This is a genomic window from Desulfonatronovibrio hydrogenovorans DSM 9292 (assembly GCF_000686525.1).
GTDB classification, from domain to species: domain Bacteria; phylum Desulfobacterota; class Desulfovibrionia; order Desulfovibrionales; family Desulfonatronovibrionaceae; genus Desulfonatronovibrio; species Desulfonatronovibrio hydrogenovorans.
The window spans coordinates 165565-188530 of sequence record NZ_JMKT01000010.1 but is presented as its reverse complement, the minus strand read 5'-3'; the positions used below and the strand labels follow the sequence as shown (position 1 = coordinate 188530).

Annotated in this window: 19 protein-coding genes; 12 read left to right on the top strand and 7 right to left on the bottom strand. The window is 50.8% G+C overall.

Translation table 11 applies throughout. The features are described from left to right. Positions 1-4 precede the first annotated feature (4 nt). The 3 genes from P771_RS0108705 (at position 5) to P771_RS0108695 (ending at position 2602) form a co-directional block, all read left to right on the top strand. Positions 5-1294, top strand: a complete 1290-nt coding sequence (locus tag P771_RS0108705) for a phenylacetate--CoA ligase family protein (protein ID WP_028574843.1) — start codon at positions 5-7, stop codon at positions 1292-1294. Between the two features lie 187 nt (positions 1295-1481). Then, positions 1482-1964: a 5-(carboxyamino)imidazole ribonucleotide mutase gene (gene purE, locus P771_RS0108700; RefSeq protein ID WP_028574842.1), complete on the top strand. Its 483-nt coding sequence runs from the start codon at positions 1482-1484 to the stop codon at positions 1962-1964. Further along, entirely contained in the window at positions 1964-2602 is a 639-nt protein-coding gene (locus tag P771_RS0108695) for a queuosine precursor transporter (protein ID WP_028574841.1), read from the top strand. Before purE ends, P771_RS0108695 begins: the two co-directional genes overlap by 1 nt. Positions 2603-2691: 89 nt before the next feature. Here P771_RS0108695 and purD read toward each other — a convergent pair whose 3' ends face one another. From purD to P771_RS0108675, 4 genes are read right to left on the bottom strand one after another with little or no spacing between them, the layout of a single operon-like run. Next, positions 2692-3966: a phosphoribosylamine--glycine ligase gene (gene purD, locus P771_RS0108690; RefSeq protein ID WP_028574840.1), complete on the bottom strand. Its 1275-nt coding sequence runs from the start codon at positions 3964-3966 to the stop codon at positions 2692-2694. Positions 3967-3975: 9 nt separating this feature from the next. After that, entirely contained in the window at positions 3976-5700 is a 1725-nt protein-coding gene (mutL, locus tag P771_RS0108685; protein ID WP_028574839.1) for a DNA mismatch repair endonuclease MutL, read from the bottom strand. Positions 5701-5704: 4 nt separating this feature from the next. Next, positions 5705-8014 (bottom strand): LPS-assembly protein LptD, encoded by a 2310-nt coding sequence (locus P771_RS0108680; RefSeq protein WP_028574838.1) that lies wholly within the window; start codon positions 8012-8014, stop codon positions 5705-5707. 39 nt (positions 8015-8053) lie between these two features. Beyond that, complete coding sequence (locus tag P771_RS0108675) at positions 8054-8326, bottom strand: TMEM165/GDT1 family protein (RefSeq protein ID WP_028574837.1); 273 nt, start codon at positions 8324-8326, stop codon at positions 8054-8056. 228 nt (positions 8327-8554) lie between these two features. On the opposite strand from P771_RS0108675, the gene P771_RS0108670 reads away from it, so the two are divergent. The 6 genes from P771_RS0108670 (at position 8555) to P771_RS0108645 (ending at position 13922) form a co-directional block, all read left to right on the top strand. Next, positions 8555-9550, top strand: a complete 996-nt coding sequence (locus P771_RS0108670; RefSeq protein WP_028574836.1) for a PhoH family protein — start codon at positions 8555-8557, stop codon at positions 9548-9550. Further along, positions 9543-9995, top strand: coding sequence for an rRNA maturation RNase YbeY (ybeY, locus tag P771_RS18310; protein WP_051617218.1), 453 nt, complete (start codon positions 9543-9545; stop codon positions 9993-9995). Before P771_RS0108670 ends, ybeY begins: the two co-directional genes overlap by 8 nt. Further along, complete coding sequence (gene typA, locus P771_RS0108660) at positions 9973-11799, top strand: translational GTPase TypA (protein WP_028574835.1); 1827 nt, start codon at positions 9973-9975, stop codon at positions 11797-11799. Before ybeY ends, typA begins: the two co-directional genes overlap by 23 nt. 99 nt (positions 11800-11898) lie before the next feature. Continuing rightward, a complete protein-coding gene (locus P771_RS0108655) occupies positions 11899-12420 on the top strand; it encodes a Slp family lipoprotein (RefSeq protein WP_028574834.1) in 522 nt (173 codons plus the stop codon). 1 nt (position 12421) lies between these two features. Next, positions 12422-12964 (top strand): Slp family lipoprotein, encoded by a 543-nt coding sequence (locus tag P771_RS18305; protein WP_051617217.1) that lies wholly within the window; start codon positions 12422-12424, stop codon positions 12962-12964. A gap of 64 nt (positions 12965-13028) precedes the next feature. Beyond that, positions 13029-13922, top strand: a complete 894-nt coding sequence (locus P771_RS0108645) for a DsbA family protein (protein WP_028574833.1) — start codon at positions 13029-13031, stop codon at positions 13920-13922. Between the two features lie 72 nt (positions 13923-13994). On the opposite strand, the gene P771_RS0108640 is transcribed toward P771_RS0108645, so the two are convergent. Continuing rightward, positions 13995-15113, bottom strand: coding sequence for a KamA family radical SAM protein (locus P771_RS0108640; protein ID WP_028574832.1), 1119 nt, complete (start codon positions 15111-15113; stop codon positions 13995-13997). A gap of 634 nt (positions 15114-15747) precedes the next feature. Here P771_RS0108640 and P771_RS0108620 point away from each other — a divergent pair. Genes P771_RS0108620 through P771_RS0108610 form a run of 3 tightly spaced genes read left to right on the top strand, consistent with a single transcriptional unit; the run spans position 15748 to position 19882 of the window. Further along, positions 15748-17142, top strand: coding sequence for an ATP-grasp domain-containing protein (locus P771_RS0108620; RefSeq protein ID WP_028574831.1), 1395 nt, complete (start codon positions 15748-15750; stop codon positions 17140-17142). A gap of 20 nt (positions 17143-17162) precedes the next feature. Beyond that, entirely contained in the window at positions 17163-18713 is a 1551-nt protein-coding gene (locus P771_RS0108615; RefSeq protein ID WP_028574830.1) for a KamA family radical SAM protein, read from the top strand. Positions 18714-18724: 11 nt separating this feature from the next. Continuing rightward, positions 18725-19882 (top strand): M20 family metallopeptidase, encoded by a 1158-nt coding sequence (locus P771_RS0108610; protein WP_028574829.1) that lies wholly within the window; start codon positions 18725-18727, stop codon positions 19880-19882. Between the two features lie 96 nt (positions 19883-19978). Here the strand turns inward: P771_RS0108610 and P771_RS0108605 are convergent, their stop codons facing one another. Both P771_RS0108605 and P771_RS0108600 read right to left on the bottom strand, forming a co-directional pair. Next, positions 19979-20389 carry an acyl-CoA thioesterase gene (locus P771_RS0108605; RefSeq protein WP_028574828.1) on the bottom strand — a complete coding sequence of 137 codons (411 nt, stop codon included), beginning with the start codon at positions 20387-20389 and terminating at the stop codon, positions 19979-19981. Between the two features lie 104 nt (positions 20390-20493). Beyond that, entirely contained in the window at positions 20494-22884 is a 2391-nt protein-coding gene (locus P771_RS0108600) for a diguanylate cyclase domain-containing protein (protein WP_028574827.1), read from the bottom strand. Between the last annotated feature and the right edge of the window lie 82 nt (positions 22885-22966).

Below are 22966 nucleotides of genomic sequence, written 5' to 3'. Positions count from 1 at the left end.
GGATATGAAATACTATGATCGAATTGAGTTTGCTGATCAGGACGAAATACGGCGGATTCAGGGCATAAGGCTGAAGAATACTGTTTACCAGGCCACGGCCTCCAGGTTTTACCGTGGAAAGCTGGCTATGGCCGGAATAAGGGTTTCTTCGGTAAACCAGGCAGAGGACATCACCAGTCTGCCTTTTACCACCAAAGAGGATCTGCGGGCCAATTACCCGGACGGTCTTCTGACCATGCCTGTGGACAGGATGGTCCGTCTGCATGCTTCATCCGGAACAACAGGCGCAGCCACGGTAATCTATCATACCTCCAATGATCTCAACTCCTGGGCCGGTCTGGTGGCCAGATCCATGCATGCTGCAGGGGTCCGTTCCTGGGACGTATTTCAGAATATGAGTGGATACGGCCTTTTTACAGGGGGGCTGGGCATTCATTATGGTGCTGAAAGACTGGGTTGTCTGACCATTCCGGCCGGAGCCGGCAACAGCAAGCGTCAGATCAAGATGCTTAAGGATTTCAAAGTGACAGTGGCTCACATTATTCCGTCCTATGCCCTGCACCTTGGCTCGGTGTTTGACGATCTGGGAATTAATCCCAGGTCTTTGCAGCTGAAGATCATGCTCATCGGAGCTGAGCCTCATTCAGAAGAGGTGCGTCGGAGAATCGAAGCCATTTACGGGGTTAAGGCTTATAACTCCTATGGACTGTCTGAAATGAACGGTCCGGGGGTGGCTTTTGAGTGTGAGGCCCAGTCTGGGATGCATCTGTGGGAGGATTCATACCTGGCCGAGATAGTTGATCCCAAGACCCTTGAGCCTGTGCCGGATGGAGAAGTGGGCGAGCTGGTCCTGACAACTCTTTGTCGGGAAGGAATGCCCATCATCAGATACAGGACCAGGGATCTGACCAGATTTATTCCGGGTGACTGTCCGTGTGGCCGCATCCACAAAAGAATTGACCGGATAACCGGCCGGTCCGACGACATGATCGTTCTCAAGGGAGTGAACATTTATCCCATGCAGGTGGAGAAAGTACTTATGTCCATCCCGGAAGTTGGTCAGAACTATGTAATTGAACTGGAACGAAAAGGATACCTGGATCAGATGCGGGTCAAAGTGGAGATCCGGGATGAATTTTTCGTGGAGGACATGCGGACTCTTCAGGCTTTGCAGCAGAAAATAGCCGGCCTTTTGAGGGAAGAGATCCTTATTACTGCCAAGGTCGATCTGGTGGAGCACGGAAGCCTGCCCAAAAACCAGGGCAAGGCCGTGAGGGTGGTGGACAAAAGATAAAGCGGGCTTGATTCTGTCCTTTAAAATCACCTGGTGATCAGGACGGTGAAGGGCTGCAATGATACTAAGATCCTGGCTGCTGCGGGCGAATCATTTTTCAGCCATGTCCGTCAGGATAACTTGAAGATGCGTGGATGTGGCAATTCCTATCAGGAAGCATGTTTTTAGATAAATACAGGAGTATCATATGGTAAAGGTTGCTATTTTCATGGGAAGCAAGTCTGATCTGGAAAAGGTCAGGCCCTGTTCAGAAGTTCTGGATAAGCTGGGTATTGAACATTTCATGACCATTACCTCTGCCCACAGGACACCGGAGAGGACCAGAAAGTTGATCCGGGAAATGGAGGAAAAGGGATGCAAGGTATTTGTCTGTGCCGCCGGCATGGCTGCGCACCTGGCCGGGGCTGTGGCTGCGTCCACTATCAAGCCGGTCATAGGAATTCCTCTGTCCGCTTCCAGCCTTGGGGGAATGGATGCACTGCTGGCTACTGTCCAGATGCCTCCGGGTTTTCCTGTTTCCACCGTGGCCTTGGATAAGGCCGGGGCCAGAAATGCAGCCTGGATGGCGGCCCAGATCCTGGCCCTGGATGATCAGGAACTGGCCCGGAAAATCGAGGCTGCCAGACAGAAGATGCGTGACGATGTAGAAAAGGCCTCAGAGGAGATCTAGTGGATCGGGACAACAGCCTGGCGTTTATTTTGCTTGCCACGGTATTTTCCGGAAGCCTGGTGGTGGCATCAGTTATTTCTTCAAAGATTATTACCATCGGCAGTGTGGTGCTTCCGGCAGGGATCCTGGCCTATTGCATCACCTTTGTTGCTTCGGATGTCATCAGTGAAATCTGGGGTAAGGAAAAGGCCAAGCAGGTGGTTTTGGGTGGTTTTGCCGCCCTGGTGGTCAGTCTCGGGCTTATTCATCTGGCCCTGGCCTGGCCTGGAGCTTCCTTCTGGGACAATCAGGAAGCCTACGGATCAGTTTTGGGGGCTGCTCCCAGGATCATCCTGGCCTCTTTGATTGCTTATGTAATCAGCCAGAACCATGATGTTTGGGCTTTTCACTTCTGGAAAAAGATATTCCGGGGCAGACATCTCTGGATCAGGAACAACCTGTCCACGGGATCTTCTCAGGTCATAGACAGTGTGATTTTCATCAGCATAGCCTTTTATGGGATCATGCCTATTTTACCTTTGATCGTTGGGCAGGTGCTCATAAAGCTGCTGATCGCCTTTATGGACACTCCAGTGGTTTACTTTCTGGTCTGGGTCATCAGGCGTCCAGGCAGACAGGGGCTGGCCGACTGTTCCTGACCTGTACCTTAGTTGATATTGCGCATTCCGGGCATGGACAAAATTGGAGTCCGTGCCCGGAATCATGTTTTTTTTGGGAAAAAACAGGCTCAGGTTTTTTCCAGTCCCTTCTGCCCGATATCCCGGCGCATATACATGCCTTGAAAATTGATCCTGTCTGCTGCTGTGTAGCACCTGGAAATGGCCTCCTGCAGGTTCTGACCCAGGGCCGTAACCCCCAGGACCCGGCCGCCGCTGGTCAGGATATTTGATCCGTCAAAGCTTGTTCCGGCATGAAACACCTTGACCAGGGAATCTTTTTCAGCTTCGTCAATGCCGGTTATGACATGTCCTTTTTTATACTGCTTGGGATAGCCATCAGCGGACAGGACTACGCACACGCCAGCTTCCGGCCTGATCTTCAGAGTTACATCCTTAAGTCTCTGTTCAACACAGGCCAGCATGATCTCAACAAGATCAGATTCCAGACGCATGAGCAGAGGCTGGCACTCCGGGTCACCGAACCTGACGTTGTACTCAAGGACCTTGGGCCCGTATTGGGTAAACATAAGTCCTGCGTACAGTATGCCTTTAAAGGGTCGGCCCATTTCAGCCAGATGCTGGATAATGGGCCTGATTACCTGGTGAGCGGTTTCCTCATATTTTTCTTGGGGCAAAACCGGGGCCGGGCTGTAGGCTCCCATGCCCCCGGTGTTTGGACCGGTGTCATTTTCCCCGATTCTTTTGTGATCCTGGGAAGAGGGCAGAAGGAGGTAATCATGGCCATCACAAAAGGCCAGGAATGAAGCTTCTTCGCCCTGAAGAGCGTCTTCTATGACCACTGTCTCGCCTGCCTTGCCGAATACCTGCTTGACCATCATGTCATGCAGGGCCTCCCTGGCTTCTGCAAAATCAGTGGCCACCACAACCCCTTTGCCTGCGGCCAGACCGTCGGCCTTGACTACCAAGGGGTAGTCTCTGGCTTTGAGGTATTCTTCGGCCAGAGCAAAGTCTTCAAAGACCTTGAATCCAGCAGTGGGGACCTCAGCCTCGGCCATGAGGAATTTGGAAAAGGCCTTGCTCCCTTCCAGCTGGGCAGCATATGCGCCAGGGCCAAAACAGGGGATATTTTCCCGGTCCAGCGCATCAGAGAGTCCCAGAACCAGAGGAAGCTCTGGCCCGACAACAACAAGCCCGATGTTTTTTTCCCTGGCCAGGGCCACCAGGCCAGGGATGTCGTCTACACTGACCGGTATATTTTGCCCCAGGGAAGCTGTGCCACCGTTGCCCGGTGCAATGTAAATTTCTTTGACTTTTGGGCTCTGCTTTATTTTCCAGGCCAGGGAGTGTTCCCTTCCACCAGAGCCAACTATAAGTATATTCATAATAACCTCCTATCTTCTTTTAAACATTCTCTCCAGGTCTTTTCCTGCCAGTTCCCTGGATATGGGACGTCCATGAGGGCAGAAGAGGTTGTCAGGACAGCCCAGAAGTTTTTTCATGAGTTCCACAGCCTCGTCCGGGGTGATCACGGCCCCGGCCTTGACAGCTCCTTTGCAGGCCATGGATATGAACATGTCCTGCAGTCCGGTTTTTTTGGCAGCCAGGATATCTTCCAGGGCCGCAACAGCCTCTTTTATGGAAAGAAAATCCGGTACTCCGGCCACGGACAGGTTCTTGGCCGGATCAAACTCCAAAATAAATCCCATGGCCTTGAGGTCCTTCCATATGTTTTCCAGAAGAGTTCTCTGGGACGGATGGATGGAAAGCTTTTCCGGAATAACCAGTTTTTTTACCACCGGGTTTCGGTACGCTTTTTTGATCTGTTCCAGCACTATCCGCTCATGGGCTGCATGCTGGTCAACTATTAAAAGGGTCCCGGGTTTTTTAAGAAAAAGCAGAAATGAACAATCCACCTGACCCAGGTAGGTCAGCCCATGAATGGCAAGTGGCCTGCTTCCGAATCCGATGGCGGGGTTTGGGGTACCTGTTTTTTCTGTGTACTTGGGCTGGATATCAAAGTGGGCCTGTTTTTCTTTCAGTCTTTGAAAAGTCTTTTCCTGCTCCTCAGGTAAATAGGCCCGGCCCGGCTCTTTCCAATCTGATTCAGAAAGGTCCGGGGACTGGTAGATATCAGCTTGAAAACAGGATTTCAGGGCGTTAACCACCAGAGAAAAAACTTCCTTTTCATTGCGGAAACGGATTTCGTTTTTGGCCGGATGGACGTTTACGTCTATCAGATCAGGTGGAAGGTCAATGAATAGAACCACCTGGGGGTATTCCCGGGAAAGAAGTCTGCCTTTGTATGCCTGGCGGACAGCGGAGAGAAGCATTCGGTCATTGACCGGTCGCTGGTTAACATAGAAAAGGATTCGGTCAGCCCTGGCCTGGGCGCTTTCAGGTCCAGAGGCCAGTCCGGACAGGCGGAAGCCGTTTTTATCCAGGGAAAAATCCCTCAGGCTGTCACAGACCTGGGAAGGCCAGATGACCCGCAGCCGTTCCAGGAGAGGCTGTCCAGGATAAAACCTGTAAACTGACCTGGACTCGGAAAAGAGTTCAAAGTCAATCTTCAGGTTAGCCAGAACGTGGCGGATAAAGGCTTCATGGCATTTTCTGCTTTCAGTGGCCCTGGTTTTTAAAAATTTCAGCCTGGCCGGAACATTGGCCAGAAGGTTCTCCACAATAATTTTTGTCCCGGGCACCATGGCTTCAGGGCCTTGATCCACGATATTGCCGTAAATCAATTTCAGGAAATAACCCTGGTCCTGATTTCGGGGGCAGGAGGAAACAGTAAACTGGGATATGGAGGCGATGCTTGGCAGGGCCTCCCCCCTGAAACCGAAACTGGTTACAGAAGACAATTCTTCCAGACTGGAAATCTTACTGGTGGCATGCCTGGTCAGGGCCAGGGACAAATCCTGACTACTCATCCCGGAGCCGTTGTCAACAATCATGATCCGGCTTTGACCGCCGGATTCAAGATGCACCTGTATGTCCGAGGCGTCGGCATCAATGCTGTTTTCCATGAGTTCCTTGACCACTGATGCCGGGCGTTCCACCACTTCACCTGCAGCGATCTGGTTCTGCAGCTCTGGAGGGAGTATGCTGATTCTGGACATGGGTCTAGCCGCCGAATGAACCCAGGTTTAATAGGTTGAACCGGATTTCGTATTTCCGGTCATAGTCTGATTCCTTGAAATTGAACTCCAGGCTGTAGCACTGGTGACGGTAGAGGATACCCACTCCTCTTTCCAGGTCTTTCCCGGTGTCCAGGTCTCTTCGATAAACAAAGGTGAACTGCCAGTTCCTGATGAAATCAAAGCTGGAACCCAGCTCCAGGATGTTGACTTTTTCGTCAAAGATCTCCGGTCTTCTATTGGGACGTTTGTGAACCACGTTTTCCCTTAGAAAATCCAGGCTGACCCAGGCGGACATGATTTGGGGCCAGGTCAGGATCAGGGAGTGTTCGTGCTCAGTGATGGTGTTTTCATATAGTGAATACCAGGTCCTGTTTCTGAAGGATACCTGGCGTGAAGGGCTGACCTGTGTTTCGGTCAGCAGGTCTGAAAAAGGATGTTTTCTGGAGATTGATTTGAACTCCTGTCGTCTCCGTGCCTCTCTGAAATCATAGGACTGTTCGAATTTTAAACGAAAAAAATCCAGGTAAGAGCTGCTGATGGAAGGTTCTTGATCTGGTCCGGCCTGGACCAGGCTATCTTTTCTCCTGGTGAAGATGTTGCTGATGGAATAGGTCAGTTCATCCCTGGGATTTATCCGGTCCAGGGAGTCAAATCTGGGATACTCGGCCTGGTCCTTGTTCTGTACAAAGTCATAGTTGATTTCCGGTTTGAGAGTATGTTTGATTCTGGTCCAGCTGCTTTTTCCTGCTTGGTCCGGATCAGGTCCGGGCAGGGGGTTAAGGTTGAAGATCCGGAACAGTTCCGTGTAAGAGTTAAGATTGAAATCATAAAGGCCTCTGGTCTGAAACCTGTCTTTGGTGTTGACAGCTGAAGCCTCGTTTTCAAATTCATCCACCATATAAATAGCCTGCCTCCACCCGATTCTGGGGGTGACAGTACCCAGCGCATTTCTCAAGGGAAGGCTTATCCTGGGATGCAGGTTTATTCTGGCCGCCCGGGTGCCATATTCCCTCCAGAAGTATACAGCCTGGTTGGAGGCCTGGATTTCAAAGGGAGAAGCTCCCAGTCTGGTTCTGTACAGATCCAAATTTACTTCAGGCAGTCTCTGGATGGTGGGATTCTCGCCTGAAGGAAGATTTTGATTCTTGTAGATCAGGTTGTCGGAATAGACCATGCGGGCATCCAGACCTATATTGCTCCAGTTTCTGGCTGCACTGATGATGTTGGCCCGGATCAGCCGGTCATGATCCTGGATATCCCGGCCGAATTGCTCGAGGAACTGATCCCGGGAGTTGTCAAATCCGGATTGTCCTGACTTGAATTCTTTGAGGTAGGTGTGATCGGATACGTAGTCCAGGTCAATTTTCCAGGACCAGCCTGATTGCGGATCATGGCCGTCATATTTGCCCCTCAGCCAGTATCTGTCCCGGTTCGGTCTGAATAGATCCTGTCCCTTCTCCCTTCTGGAAAGTCTGGAGGGCATTGATTCTGCTTTATCGTGTCTGTCCCGGTCGCTCAGCCAGTCGGCCCTCCACAGCCCTTTGTTCAGCAGGCCTGGGGTATGGCGGTATTCCAGGCCCAGCATGACTCCTCTCTTGGAATAGTAGTTGGTGTAGAGGGTGGCGTCGCGCTGGTCATCAATCACCTGGTAATAGGGCAGGTTGATGTTGGTGCCGTACTCAGACCCATGACCTATGTCCGGAATGAGAAAACCACTCTGGCGTCTGGTCTTGACCGGGACTATCATGTAGGGTGAGTATAGAACAGACCTGTCCTTTACCCTGAACCTGGGATGCCACAGCCTTGCATAACCATCCACAGTAATCTTGCCCTGGCTGGACATTATTGACCAGGGCGGAACTTCGTCGTCGCAGGAGGTCACAGTTCCCTGGATAAAGGTATAGGTGTGCTGACCGGTCTTTTCCAGATGCTCCCCTGTAAAATACATGTGCTCTTCAGCCATGAAAACCTGTCCGTTCTTGACCCATCCGACCTTGTTGTCCAGATCCAGTTCTGCCTCGTCACCCTGAAGATAGTCTCCATCCCAGTAGGATCGTACATTTCCCTTGAGATAGAGCCAGTTGGTATCTGTGTACAGCTTGGCATAGTCGGCCTGGAGGTAATCATTGAGCCTGGTGAGATGGATATTGCCAAAGGCTTCAATAATATTTTCATCCTCCCTGGAAAGGATGCGGTCAGCCTCCAGGTTCCAGGGGTTTGTGGCCCGGGCTGGAGTGACCATAATCAGGATTAAGAGCAGAAAAAGGAGAACCGGAATTGTCTTATTTGTCACTTGGAATAACTTCTGCTTAAGGTTACGGCTGAGACTGGACTATATTTTATCAACGAGCATGAGAGTACCAATGACCAGAAAACCAATGGCTGCAAATTTTTTAATGGCTTCCCCTGGGATGTAGTTGCAGATTATGTTGGCAAAGATCACTGCCAGAAGGGTGATGCTTACCAGTGCCAGGGAGGCACCAATGAAGACTGTCCATGGTTTCTGGCTCTGGGCGGCCATAAGAACTGAGGCCATCTGAGTCTTGTCACCGAGTTCAGCCAGAAAAATGATGCCGAATGTAGTGAAGAACAGTTTGATATCCATGTATCATGCTCCAGCAGGAGTGGTCCGGCTTGTGTTTTAAAATAAATAGAGATATTATGACTTATTCAGTAATGCTTTCTAGAAATTCCGGAACAACAGGTGTATCCATAAAACCCAAGAACCATAACCTAACATGATCCAGGGCTCAATGGTTAAAAAGCCGGTTTGGCTAAAGTTCAGACAAAACCCGGATCAACGGCTATCTAAAGGTTCCTTCCAAGAATAACCATGCCTGATTTTTTTGAAAAACAGATCGATTTTGACGATACCCAATCCATCCAGGAACTTTTTGGTCCCCAGGGGAATTCGTTACAGGTCATCCATGCCTGGACCGAGGTTCTGATTGAAAGCAGGGGAAATAAAATTCGACTTAAAGGACGTTCCCAGGAGAATCTTGAGCTGGCAGAAAATTGTCTGGTCCAGCTCTACGCCCTGATTAAGTCCGGTTACAGGACAAGCCCTCAGGACGTGGAGGCTGCCTTGCGGATCCTTGAAAATGATCCCGGTGCTGACTTGAGGAAGGTCTTTAAAAAGGAAATTTTTATTGTTTCCAATAAAAAGACCATAGTCCCCAAAAGCGCCACCCAGCGCAGATACCTGCAGGCCATCAAGACCAGGGATCTGGTCTTTGGAGTTGGTCCTGCCGGCACTGGAAAGACATACCTGGCTGTAGCCGTGGCTGTATCGCATCTGATGCAGAAAACGGTCAAGAGGATTATCCTGGCCAGACCTGCGGTGGAAGCAGGGGAAAAACTCGGCTTTCTGCCCGGGGATATTCTGGAAAAGGTGAATCCTTATCTGCGGCCGCTGTATGACGCTCTGCACGACATGCTGGATTTCCGCAAAGTCCAGGAAATGCTTGAAACAGGCATGATCGAGGTTGCTCCTCTGGCTTTTATGCGGGGCAGGACTCTGAACGAATCTTTCATTATCCTGGATGAAGCTCAGAACACCACTCCAGAGCAGATGAAGATGTTTTTGACCAGGATGGGCCTGGGTTCCAAGGCTGTGGTAACCGGAGATGTAACCCAGGTTGATTTGCCGGGGACGTCTGTTTCCGGGCTTATCCAGACTCAGAAAGTCCTGGCAGGAATAGATGAGATCGAATTTGTCTATTTTAATGAAAAAGACGTGATCAGGCACAGCCTTGTGGGACGCATTGTCCGGGCTTATGACCGTTTTGACCGGGAAAGAGTCGAGGCCCGGAAACAGTCTGATGAATGACCCGGGCAGGCGGTCATCCAGGATAAGTGTCAGATTCGAGGCCGGATTGAGCCGGGTTGTTGTCACCAGTCCCAGAGAAATCAGGACGATGGCCCATAGAATATGCTCTGGTCCCGGCCTGGATGAAATCCGCCTGGAGATGCTTTTTACCGATGATCCCGGTATGGCCGGTTTCAATAAGAAATTTCTGGATCTTAAAGGTCCAACCAATGTCTTGAGCTTTCCTGGAGATAGTCCTGCTGATCCAGCCCAGCTGATCATCAATATTGATGGGATTGAGCGGGAATCCTTTCTGTACGGTCAGGATCCCTATTCCTATCTTGTGCGGCTCATGGTCCACGGCATTCTGCACCTGGCCGGCTTTGAGCATGGTCCGCTCATGGATGCCACAAGTTCTGAAATTATTAGCCAGTTGGATAACTATGAAGAAAACAGAAAGAAATGAACTGGTCCGTAATGTGGCCATAATAGCCCATGTGGACCACGGAAAGACCACCCTGGTGGACGCAATGTTTAAACAGAGCGGAGTGTTTCGTCAGGGTCTGGAAGTTGAAGAAAGGGTCATGGATTCCATGGACCTGGAGCGCGAACGCGGCATCACCATTGCAGCCAAAAATTGTGCAGTCATGTGGAATGGAGTCAAGATTAATATCATTGATACCCCTGGTCACGCCGACTTTGGCGGAGAAGTGGAACGCTCTCTTTCCATGGCCGACGGAGCAGTTCTGCTGGTGGATGCCTCGGAAGGCCCCCTGCCCCAGACCAGGTTTGTTTTGAAGAAGACCATGGAGGCCGGGCTCAAAATCATTGTGCTCATCAATAAGATCGACCGCAAGGATGCCAGGGTGGCTGAAGTGCTGGATGAGATATACGATCTGTTCATTGATCTTGATGCCACCGAGGACCAGCTGGATTTTCCGGTGATCTATGCCATTGCTGTTCAGGGAATAGCCAAGGGTTCTCTCGAGGAAAGAGGTGAAAACCTGGACATTCTTTTCAACTCCATCCTGGAGATGGTTCCTGCCCCGGCCTATGATCCGGATAAACCTTTTCAGATGCTGGTCTCGGATCTGGGTTATTCAGATTATCTGGGAAGGCTGGCTGTGGGCAAAGTTTTCAATGGCCGGGCCAGGCAAAGCGACCAGCTTGTCTGCCTGGGGCAGGGGGAGAGACAGGATCTGCTGCGGGTAACCAAGCTGCAGACCTACATCGGCCTGGAGCTGAAGGAAACCGATGAAGTCCTGCCTGGTGACATTGCAGTTATTTCAGGTATCGAGAACGTACATATTGGTGATACCATCTGCACCAGAGACAATCCTGTGCCTTTGAAAAGAATCACAGTTGACGAGCCCACAGTGGCCATGAAGTTTTCCATCAATACTTCTCCCCTGTCTGGAAAAGAGGGAAAGCATGTCCAGTCCAGGAAAATTTGGGAAAGGCTGGTCAGGGAGACGTTGAGAAACGTGGCTATCCAGGTTGAGGAAACCAGAGACAGGGACAGCTTTCTGGTCAAGGGGCGGGGTGAGTTTCAGATGGCCATTCTCATTGAGACCATGCGCAGGGAGGGGTTTGAACTCAGTGTGGGCCGGCCGGAAGTGATCTACAAGTTTGAGGGTGGAAAAAAGCTGGAACCCATGGAACATTTGTTCGTGGATTGCGACGAAACCTTTGTGGGGGTGGTTACGGAAAAATTGTCCCTGCGCAAGGGACGCATGATCAATCTTGTCAACCACGATACCGGCCGGGTCAGGCTGGAGTTCAGTATCCCATCCCGCGGCCTTATCGGCTACAGGGATGAATTTCTGACAGATACCAAGGGAACAGGGATCATGAATTCCTATTTCAGCGGATATGATGAATTCAGAGGAGATTTCCCTACCCGGTTCATGGGATCCCTGGTGGCTGATCGGGCAGGAGCGGCTGTACCTTATGCTCTCTCCAATCTCAAGGCCAGGGGAAACCTGTTTATCTCCCCGGGTGAACCGGTTTATGAGGGAATGATCATAGGAGAGCACAACCGGGAGAGTGATCTGAATGTTAATGCCTCCAAGGAAAAAAAGCTTACCAACATCAGGGCCTCCGGCAAGGATGATGCCATTGTGCTGCCCCCGGTTCTGCCCATGACCCTGGAGAGGGCCCTCCACTTTATCCGGGCGGATGAAATGGTGGAGGTTACTCCCAAGTCCATCCGCCTCCGGAAGGCTGAGCTTTCCGCTTCCAAGAGACACAGTTCAAGGCCCAGGGAATAATAAGTCCGGGCAAGGTCTTTGGCAGGCTTATTGTTTGTGATTATTGCCTGCTAAAGTCTGGTCCGGATCGCAAAGTAGATCTGCACAAGGAGGACGGAGATGATCAGGATGATGCTTGTCTTGATGGGCCTTTTTTTGCTGCTGCCTTCCTGTGCCCCGGTCATATCCGGGCCGGTTATGAAAACTGTTGATCAAAGTGTATCCTTTGCTGACCTCCGGCAGAATATCAGCGTCATGAAGGGCAAGACTCTGGTTTTAGGGGGAAGGATCCTCAATACAGTCCCCTTGGAGAGGGAGACCTGGGTGGAGATCCTGGAGCATCCCCTGGATATCCGACAAAGGCCGTTGACCGGGGATGAGTCAGGTGGTCGCTTTCTGGTCTTTTTCCCCGGATTCCTGGATCCATCGGTCTACGCTCCGGGCAGACTGGTGACTGTGGCCGGACAGGTGGAAGGGAAAGAAGTCCGGCCCCTGGGTGAAATGGAATATGTTTATCCAGTGATTATGGCGGTGGAACACCACCTGTGGCAGATCAGCAGCTTGTCCAGAAGTCCCCGGCTGGGGATTGGAGTTGGCGGTGGAAGCGGTGGTGTGGGTGCAGGTGTTGGGGTGGGATTCTAAGATGAGCCAGCGATTTTTTTATCTTCTTTTTTTGTTGCTGGTCTGTGCTGTTGGATGCTCACCCTTTTCCCGGCAGGCCATGGATGAGGTGCAAAGAGAGATCAGGTTCAAGCATGTGCTGGAAGACCCGGGACGATTTGTGGGAAAAACTGTTATCCTGGGCGGGGTGATTGTTGAGGCTATTGTCAAACCAGGGGACACCCTGATCATTGTCAGGCAGACAGAGCTTGACTTTCAGAAGAGGCCAAGAGATCTGGATAGATCTCTTGGCCGGTTCATGATAAGGCATTCGGGTTTCATGGACCCGGCAATTTATGGCCAAGGGCGTGAGTTAACAGTTATTGGAAACATATCCGGTCAAAAAGAGGGCTTGGTTGGGGAGCGGACTTATGTGTATCCGCTTATCCAGGTGCAGCATCTTCGCCTGTGGGATATGAGGAAAGCCGTTACGTCCTGTTACGATTCCTGCGGCCCTGGTCCCTTTTGCCAGGACCGGCATTTCCATCCCTGGAGTCCCCATCCCTGGAGTCCATACTGCTGGTAGAGGGCAGTTAATTGCAATCCTTGTCCTGAAGAAAATCAGTGATGAATATGATCATGGAGGTCAGATGAAAAAGATTTTATTTTTTGCTTTTTGCATAATCCTTGGACTTGGCTCCAAGCTTAATGCCGGGCTGCAGGAAGACGTGCTGATTACCAATGTGCTTGACAGATTTCAGGGAATCATTGTTGAGAGAGGAGGAGATCCTGAGGCCATTAGTGTGAAAAATATGACTCTGGAACGCAAGATCCGGTTCGAGCTAGTGGTCAGTGGTCAGGTCCTGCCCCTATATGCAGTGAGAATGGCCTTGTTTGAGCCGGAAACCGGCCGAAAGCAGCTTGTGGACCTGATTGTTGATGAGACCGGAACTGTTCAGCTGGATGGATCTTTTGTTGATCTGGGAACTGGAGAGTCTTTGCATCAGGACGCATTGGATGAACTGGACAGAATCGAAGGGGACCCCGGAGTGGGAGACCTTCTTTTTAAAGGTTCTGGAACTGCCCAGGTGCTTTTTCTGAGCGATCCGTTCTGCCCCTATTGCCGGCATGCTTATACCCATCTCCTGGACCAGAAAGACTGGATTGACGAATTCAGGATTGCCCACTTTCCCATTGATCCCGACTCAGGTTCAATGGCTTTGACTTTGCTTATGATGGAATACAAAGATGAAGACCTTTATCAGGATGTGGTTGATTTCGCCTATATGATGGACAGGGACCAGATTATTGGCAACCCCGACCTGGATGTTATTTCCCTTTTTAATCAGCAATTCAATGTCTTTACCGATTCCCCTGAAGAGGTGCTGTTTCTCCTTCAGACCAGACACCAGGATGAGCTGGCCCGCCAGATGAAGATCATGAGGGATATGGGTTTGACTGGAACACCGGTGGTGATCATCAATGGGATGAGGATAAACGGGTTCAACAGAGATCGAATGGAGAGACTGCTGAAGCAGAATTGAGAATGATTTCTGTCAGCTGCGGTTGATAGTTGTTACCCGGTCCTTAAGCTTGGAGGACCGGGTTTTTTTAGGTCAATACCCCAGGTCCTGATGATGGATGGTTTCCAGGATTTCTCTGTAGTCGTCAAACCAGTAGGCACTGGGATTCCGTCTGCAGATAAAAACTTTTCCGCTGTCATCGGGATCAGCGGCCCGGTGGATTCGAAAAATTATGTTTTCATCAGTCATGGCCACTACTTCAATCTTGCCCTCGGCATGGGACATGGCCAGTTTGGCTCTTTTTCCAAGCCCTGAGCACATTCCTCTGGCCGTTTGAAAGACATGAAAGGCTTCTTCCACTGGGACGGCGTAGGTTAGGTTGCCCACTGTAGGTCTGCATAAAAAGATGTAATAAGGTGCAATTCCCATGTACGAAAGCTGGTTGAAGAGTTCTCCCATTACCTGGGGATCGTCGTTTACCCCCCGGAGCATGGGGGTCTGGTTGCAGAGAATACCGCCGGCCTTGATCAGCCGGTTGCAGGCTTCCAGACTGACCTGGGTGATTTCCCTGGGATGAGAAAAATGGAGCATGAAATAGATTCTTTTGTGGGGCAGACTGTATTCCTCCACCAGTTTTATCAGTCCGGGATCATTGATGACCCGGTAGGGATCATAGGATAAAAGCTTGGTTCCTATTCTGATGATTTTGACATGCTTAATGGTGCGCAGACTGCTTATCAGCTCTTCCAGTCTGGCTGTGGACAGCATGAGTCCGTCACCCCCGGTTATGAGGACGTTGTTGATTTCGGGGTGGGAGCGGACATAGTCTAGGGCTGCCTGGTAATCAGTCAGGACTTCTCTTTGTTCAGGGTAAATGAAAAGCCTTTTGCGGAAGCAGTACCTGCAGTAGCCCCCGCAGGTGTCACTGGCCAGAAATACGGCTGTGCTCAGATATTTATGCTGAAGTCCGGGCATTTTGGAATATTTTTTCTCATTGGACGGGTCCAGTTTTCCCCACTGATCGAGCTCCTCCTGGCAGGGGATAATGATTCTTTTAATGGGGTCATTGGGATCATCCCAATTGATCAGGGACAGGTAATAATCATTGGACCTGAACTCGAATTTCTGCATGACCGGAGCAAGGTCCTCCAGTTCTTTTTCAGGTATTTGTCCGACCTTGGAGATCTCATTTATGTACTTGGGACGGTTCATGGTTTTCCTCCATTATAAGGTGTTAAGGACTGCTGGCCTGAACAGGATCCTGGTCCCAGTCAGGGCAGACTCCGGGTCCTGCCTGGTTTTCTTTGAATGGCACCAATGGCCTGATTAATCTGTTTTAGCCGGGTACCAGATTGGTACCAGAAGTGTTGCGGCCATGCTGGCCGACTCCCAACTGAAGCTGGCTCGAAAATTGAAGGTGTGGCAAATAAACAGAGTAAATTATAGATAATTATTCATTCATGTCAAACCATGGCCAGGAGCCTGGGTTGAAACTATCAGGAGTCCCACTGGAGATGCTGGCAGTTTTTTTCATTGACATTTCAGGATGTCTTTTAGAAAAGTCCTGCAAAATCAGCTCTGCACCTGCTGGCAGGACGGGGGGAGGGGCTTGGGATGAGGCTGGCTTAAGGAGCGGTCACCTCCTTAAGAATGGTTGATGGGGTTCTAAGTTGCAGGTATTATGCAGGCCGGATAAACAGGTAGATTTTTAAGGTAAGCGCTTGAATTTGTTTTGTTATTGCAGCGATGTCAGAATGGATGGTCAGGTTCAGCATATCCATTAGACGAAATTGTATGATCGTCATGCTGGGATTTTGCAAAATTGTCAATCCCCGGAGGGTTGGGCATGTTTTCTGATGAAGAAGATGTTCTTTTTTCGGACCTCAAGCTGGAAGATGATACGAATTATTTTCTGTACATCGGAGAAATCAAGACCGACGCTCTCAATCAGTTTGTCAAAGAGAATCTCGCCAGAATCCACAACAAGAAATTTGATTATATTTCCATCCTCCCTGATGTGATGGAATCATATCCGCATAAGAATGTCCTGGTCATTAACCCCCTGGCCAGGAGCCTTTATGCTCAGACCAGCAAGAAATTCAGCTGCAGGATGTCAGCCGGAGATTTTGCCGGTGTGGTATCCTATTCATCAACAGTCCTGGAACTGGTTCGGATGCTGGTCCGTAAGCAGGGCAGGCTGTATGTGCATGTTTTTGAGTCCCTGCCTGAACTTTCCTTTACCAGGATGCCAGGGGTGGTGCTTCTGGGTCCGGGTGGACAGGTGGCCAGCATGTGGAATAACAAGCTTTACCAGCTGCAGATGCTTAAGGATGCTGTGCCGGTCATAGACTACAAGGTCTGCAGCGGGGTCGGGGAGATGGTTCAGGGAACCACATCAGCCCTGGCAGAGTGGACCGAAGGTGTTTTTGTTTCCCAGCCCTATTCAGCGGCTGGTACCAACAGTTTTATTGTCCGGTCCATGTCTGATTTGAATTCAAGGCTGCCCCTGCCTCAGTCCACTTATTTCATCAGCAGATACGTCCCTCATGAACATGATCCCACGGTCCTGGGAGTGGTGGGTAACGAGGACGATGTCTTTATTGCGGCCATTGCCGACCAGGAAATAGAAGGCGGAAACATGTTCAGGGGCTCGACCTTTCCTTCGGTCCTGCCGTACAAGGATCAGCTGGAGATAAAAGAGCATACCAGGATGGTGGGCCGTGTCCTGGGCAGAAGCGGATACAGGGGAATTTTCGGATGTGACTATATCGTCAGCAACTCCGGTCGGATCTATTTTGTGGAGGTTAATGCCCGCAAGCAGGGGACTACCATGGAAATGTGCTGCACACTGGAGAATCTGCTGCCCCAGGATGCTCCTACTCTGATGGAACTGGAATATTTTGCGGTCACAGAAAACAGACTGCCCGAAAATAAGATGGAGATCCAGGAGGCCATTAGTGATCTCTACTGGAGAACATACAACTTCAAGGTGGACCGGGAGGTTGTGACCAAATACTTTCTGCCTGCAGATGAAGACGAGCGGGAGCTCTTTCGCCAGGTCAAGCGGAATGGAGTTGAGTATAAAATGATCATTATGGAGCACGTGGGGCATGGCTGTCCGGTCAAACCAGGAACATTTCTGGGCAGGGTGGTTGCCGTATCCAGGAAGAGAGAGATCCTGGACAGGGAAATCAAGATGGGCAAGCAGTTGCTTGAAGAATCTATAACCAGCATGGAATAAGAACAATGGATGGATCAAACATGATTGACCAATTTACCAACAGGCTTCTGGACAATCTTTACTTAAAAACCGGTTCCAGGGGAAGGTTGACTGAAAAAGAGACAGATAAGATCAGGGACCTTTTTGATAAAAGCTCTGCAGAAAATTTGACCGGAAATATTATTGAGCTTTTCAGGGTGCTGAAACAGGTCAAGGATTCCCACGGCCTAACGCCTGCAGACTTTGACATTGCCCGGCCTGACCTGGAAAAACTGGCTGTCAGACACCAAGATATTGACGAGCACCAGGTAAGTGTAGGGGGCAGGCTGGATCAGGCCTTGTCCATTGTTGAGCAGGCTGGAGAAAGGGTGGCCAGATACCTGGAACAGAAAGACCTGGAAGCGCCCAGCGGTATTCAGCTCTGGGACAGAATCAGGGAGAATCATTCCAGAATCAGGCAGGTCCTGGGCATGACCGAGGATGACTGGAATTCATTTTCAGGCCAGTTGAAATTCGCCATTGAATCTCTGGACATGCTGGGAGGGATCTTGAATCTTCCGGCCAGTGCCCTGGAGGAGGTGGGCCGGGTGACCAAGAACTATCGGATGCGCCTTACTCCTTATTATGCCGGCCTGATCATTCCCGGGAACCTGGAAGATCCAGTTCTTCTTCAGGCAGTACCCACCGGGGAGATGGTGGACAACACAGGCGTGGAAATTCCGCCTGTGGCAGCAGATCATTCTCCGGCCCGGCTCATTGACCAGTTCTATCCCAGGGTGGTGACCATCAAGGCCACCAACATGTGCGCCATGTACTGCACCCATTGTCTGCGCATTGCCCATATCGGCAAAAAAGACCGTATTTATTCAAATGAGGCTTATGATGAGGCCCTGGATTACATAAGAAAGGATTCAAGGATTCGGGATGTGCTGATCACTGGCGGTGACTCTTTTATGCTGCCCAACACCATGCTCAGGAAGCTGCTGGTTGAGCTTGACTCCATAGACCACGTGCGCATGAAGCGGCTGGGCACCAGGATTCCGGTGACCACTCCCCAGAGGATCAATTCCGAGCTGCTGGATATTCTTGAGGAAAGTAATGATAAAAAACCGGTCAGGGTGGTCACTCAGATTAATACAGCCCAGGAAATTACTCCGGTCTCCAGGGACGCCTTCAAGCAGATATCCAAAAGAGTCAGCGCGGTTATGAACCAGGCTGTGCTGTTAAAGGGAATCAATGATACCAGGGTCAAGATGTGGAAGCTGTGTGAAACCATCCACGAGGCCTATGTGCGTCCTTATTACCTGTTCAACTGCAGTTACCGGAATCCCCAGTTCGCACATCTGCGGGTGCCTGTGGAAAAGGGCAGGGATATTGTGGAGAGCATGTATGGCAACATATCCGGGGATGCCATTCCAAGGTATATCGCTACAGCCGGTGGCAAGATTCCTCTGCATCGCTCCAATGTTTCCGGAAAAAAGGGAAATGAGCTGACACTGACAAAGCCATGGAGCGGAGAAGAGGTGGCCTATCCGGATGCTGATCCGGGTGAATATTCTGATAAGTCCTTTGCCTTGGGAAAGCATAAATAGAGGCGGCCAGGATGGGTTCAGGGGAAAGGATTGTTGAACAGGTCAGCTTCCTGAAAGGGGAGATGCTTGAACTGCTGGAAGAGCTGGTCCTGATCCAGAGCGGCACCATGAATAAAACTGGGCTGGACAGGATGGCCCGGACTGTTTTCCGGGCCCTGTCCGGGATACTTCCCCAGGTGGAGATTATTTCCATGCAGGAGTGCGGCAATATGGTCCTGGCCTGGAATAATGAAGCCCGCACCTGTAAGCCGATTCTCCTGGTTGGCCATATGGACACAGTTTTCCCCCAGGATACTGATTTTAATTTTTTCCGCCAGGACCGGGAAAAGATATATGGCCCGGGGGTCATGGATATGAAAGGCGGCCTGGTAGTGGGTTTTTTTGCTTTAAAAGCCCTGTCCAGGCTGGGGTTGCTGGAAGATATTCCAATAACCTTTATCTGCAATTCAGAGGAAGAAATCGGTTCTCCTTTTTCCAGGGTGCTTATTGAGGAGCAGGCCAGGAAAAGCAGGGCTGCATTTGTCCTTGAAGGAGGGGGAGTTGACGGGCAGGTGGCTGTTGGTCGCAAGGGAAAGATCGGTCTTGATCTCAAGGTTACTGGAAGGGCCGGACATGCTGGAGTGGCAGGTCTTGACAAGCCCAGCGCCGTGCTTGAGGCGGCCCATAAGACTATTGCCCTGGAAGCCCTGAACCACCCGCCGGATGTCCTGGTCAATGTCGGTCTGGTCCAGGGGGGCATCGGACCCAACACCATTGCCCGGGAGGCTGTCCTTGGAGTTGACGCCCGCTTTGCTGATCAGAAAAATCATGATGCCATTCTGGAGGAGATCCGGAAGATAGCCGGGCAGACAAGAGTTCCCGGGACCAGGACAGAGATGAGAGTCATTTCCAGCCGCCCGGCCATGCCGACCAGCAGGAACATGGAAAGGCTTTATCAGCTGGTTGAGGGGGCAGCCCAAAAGGTCGGGGTCCCCATTGCCAGGGAGATCAGAGGGGGAGTGTCTGACGCCAATTTTATTGCAGCCACGGGGACTCCGGTCCTGGACGGACTGGGTCCCTGTGGAGATCTGGACCACAGCGACCAGGAGTTCATCATAAAAAAAACCTTGCCCCAGCGGGCCGCCCTGGTGGCCCAGTCCATCCTGGAGGTCATGTCTGAGCAAGTCTGACAACAGAGAGTTTAGTCAGTCCTCTGGATGAGAGTCCTTTATGTCCTGCGGCTCAGTATGGGCCTGGTTGCAGGTCTGCCCCGGAAAAATTGATGGCTATACTTCCTCAACTGAAAAAAGTCCCCGGATTTCCTGGCTGACCCGTTGAGGTTTGCCTGTTTCCGGGTTGACCGGGCACCAGATTGTCCTGGCCCTGGCCAGAAGGATCTGATCTTTTTTTCGAATGATCTCTGTGTTGCGTTCAAAGCTCAGTCTTTTGGCCCGGCCGATCCAGGTCCTGGCGGTGATTTCGTCTCCTTCCACTGCTGGAGCTTTGTAGTCTATTTCATGGCGGAGGACCACCCAAAGTGTTTTTTCCTGTTCCTTTAGCGGGGCAAGGGCCTGCCAGTGGGCAACAGCAGCATCCTGGACCCAGCGAAGATAGACTATATTGTTAACATGGCCCAGCTCGTCAATGTCTGATGGTGTCGCCTTAATGTTGATCTGATAGGTCTGTTCAGGATTCATAACTGCTGCATATTGATTTAAATGTTGGTAATGCTTGTCTTTGCTGTGCTGATATCTGATATCATGCCTGCCACTTAGGATGCCCAGAAGTCTTCTCTATCATATCAGGCAAAGGCCCTGGCCTTGGCCTGAGCAGCCTGGTCTTCTTTTCCCTGAGCCTTGAGGGTTTCAGCCAGGTCATTCCAGAATCCGGCCACGTCCGGCCTGAGCACAACACTTTGTCTGGCCAGAGATTCAGCTATCTGGGGATCGTCGTTGTTTTCCAGATATATCCTGGCCATCAGGTTCAGGGAGAAGGCGTCCCTTGGATTGTTTATCAGGGCCTGATGCAGATGCTCCCTGGCCTGCTCCCGGTCTCCTTTTTTCCAGGCGAGCCTGGCCAGATGTCTGGGCGCAAGGTTTTTCCCGCTGCTGGTTTCTCTGGCCTGGTTGTAATATTTGTCTGCCTTATCCAGGTCACCGGAGTTTTCTGCCAGCTGCCCCAGACGAAACAGGCTGAATGCGTGATCCCGCTCAATTTCAAGACATTTTTCAAAGGCCTTTTCAGCATCAGGCAGGTCGCCTTGCTTGAGGTGGGCACAGCCCAGATTATACCAGGCCATGATGTTCTGATCTTCAAGACCGATGATTTCCTGGAATTGTTTGGCGGCCATTTCCATCCTGCCCAGCCTTGCGTAGCAGATGGCCAGTGAGTTGCGGGCCAGGGTGTTGGCTTCATCTGCTGCCAGGGCCAGTTTATACTCTTCCAGAGCGGCAAAGGTATCGCCACGGGTAAACAACCTGTCCGCACTCACAGTAAGGGTCAAGCTGTCAAAACAGGCCACATGGGGAAACTCGATCAAGTCAGCGTGCTCAAGACTCTTGCGGCAGTTTTCAAGGGTGTTGATGCGGGAGTAATTAAGATATGGAAAACAGGCAATACCGGTAAATATAGAGGCCTGGCAGGAGTCCCGGATTGAAGAGCTCAGCTGACAGAGTGCCGGGTACAGGTCTTGCGGACTTTGACCCGGGAAATAGAAGATGAGACAGGTGGAGCTGTACCTGCCCCCAAGGGGTTCCTCTGCCAGAACTGCCTTAAGGGAACTCATCAGCTCGAGGATCAGGTTTTCCCCTCCGATACCCTGTTCACTGTCATTTTTTCCATGGTCATGGATTCTGATCATGACCATGGAAAATGAGTCAACACAATTGCGGTTTTTGCTCCACAGGGAGACAAAGTCCCTGTAAGAATAAAGCCCGGTCATGATATCTTTTTTGGGGAGGGTGTTTTCCACGATACCGTTATTTTCCAGGAGGCTGTCTTTTTCAGGCAAAAGGCTCAGCTTGTCTCCAGGCTCGATTTCCCAGGACGGATCATTCAGGTACAGGACTTCGGCAATGGATATGCGCTCCTGGACCTCCTGGAGGGTGATTTCGCCCTTGTGGATGGGTGGGTAATGGCCAAGGGATTTTTTATCCGGCTCCTGAATGATCTGGGAATGCCCATTGAATTTTCTGGACCAGACCATGAACTTCTGCCCTTCGCAGGCATCTACATTTTTTCCCAGGTTGATTATCATCCGGTTCAGGGGCAGGTTCTCCATGATCACTCCCCCCCGGGACAGGAGTTGGCCAAAAAAATAGGACCTGCCTCTGCCGTTTTCCTTGGCTATATCCAGGGCCTGCTGGGCTTTTTGAATGGCTATCCTGGCCAGTTCGTAGGGAGTCTTTCTGAACTGATGGCCTTTGATGTCTTGAGGAAAAAAAGATGAACCGGCACTGGCAGTCAGGGACACCTTTTCTCCTGAAACAGCGTATTCAAAAACGGTTTCTGATATTTTTTCAAGGATGGACTTGGCCAGTTCCTGGCATTTGGAAGGAGAGCTTTGAGGCTGAAAAAGGCCGAAGGTATCCCCCCAGAGCCTGGCCAGGGCGGCCTGCTCAGGGATCACCCTTTTAAGTTCAGCAGCCAGCCCTTCAAGTACCTGATCGCCGAACATGTAACCGTAAGTGTTGTTTATCCGTCTGAACCGGTCCAGGTTGAAGATCATGATCCAGAATGAAGCGCTGTGGCGTTCCGGGCCGTTATCCATGGTGGCTGCCGGACCCGGGGTGATGCTGGACAGTACTGATTCAATCTCCCTTTCCACCATTCTGGTGAACTGTTCCCGGTTACTCAGACCGGTTAGTTCGTCCAGCATGCACTGTTTGTGCAGGAAGAGTTTGTCCAGGCTCAGGGAGGTGAATGACCCAAGGTGATCTTTAAGGGAGATCAGCTGGTTATAATCAGTGCCTTTGGCCAGGAAAATGCCCAGGAAGTTGTTGTTCAGGCTTAGAGGCAACAGGGTCCGGTCTTTTTCAATGATCGGAACAAGTTTTTTTCCCTCCTGCATTGCCAGAGGAATTTCTCTGGGAAAGTAAAGGCTGTAGGAGGTAAAAGAGATAAGTGACGCCAGGGAGTTTTTGAGAATGGACTCAAACCGGATGAGATCGCTTTTATCAAGGTTCAGGTACATGTGGTGGCCGGGTTTACAGTTAAAAGCAAAGTTTTTAAGTTATATAAATGACACCATGCTGTCCAGTCCTTATATTAATGAT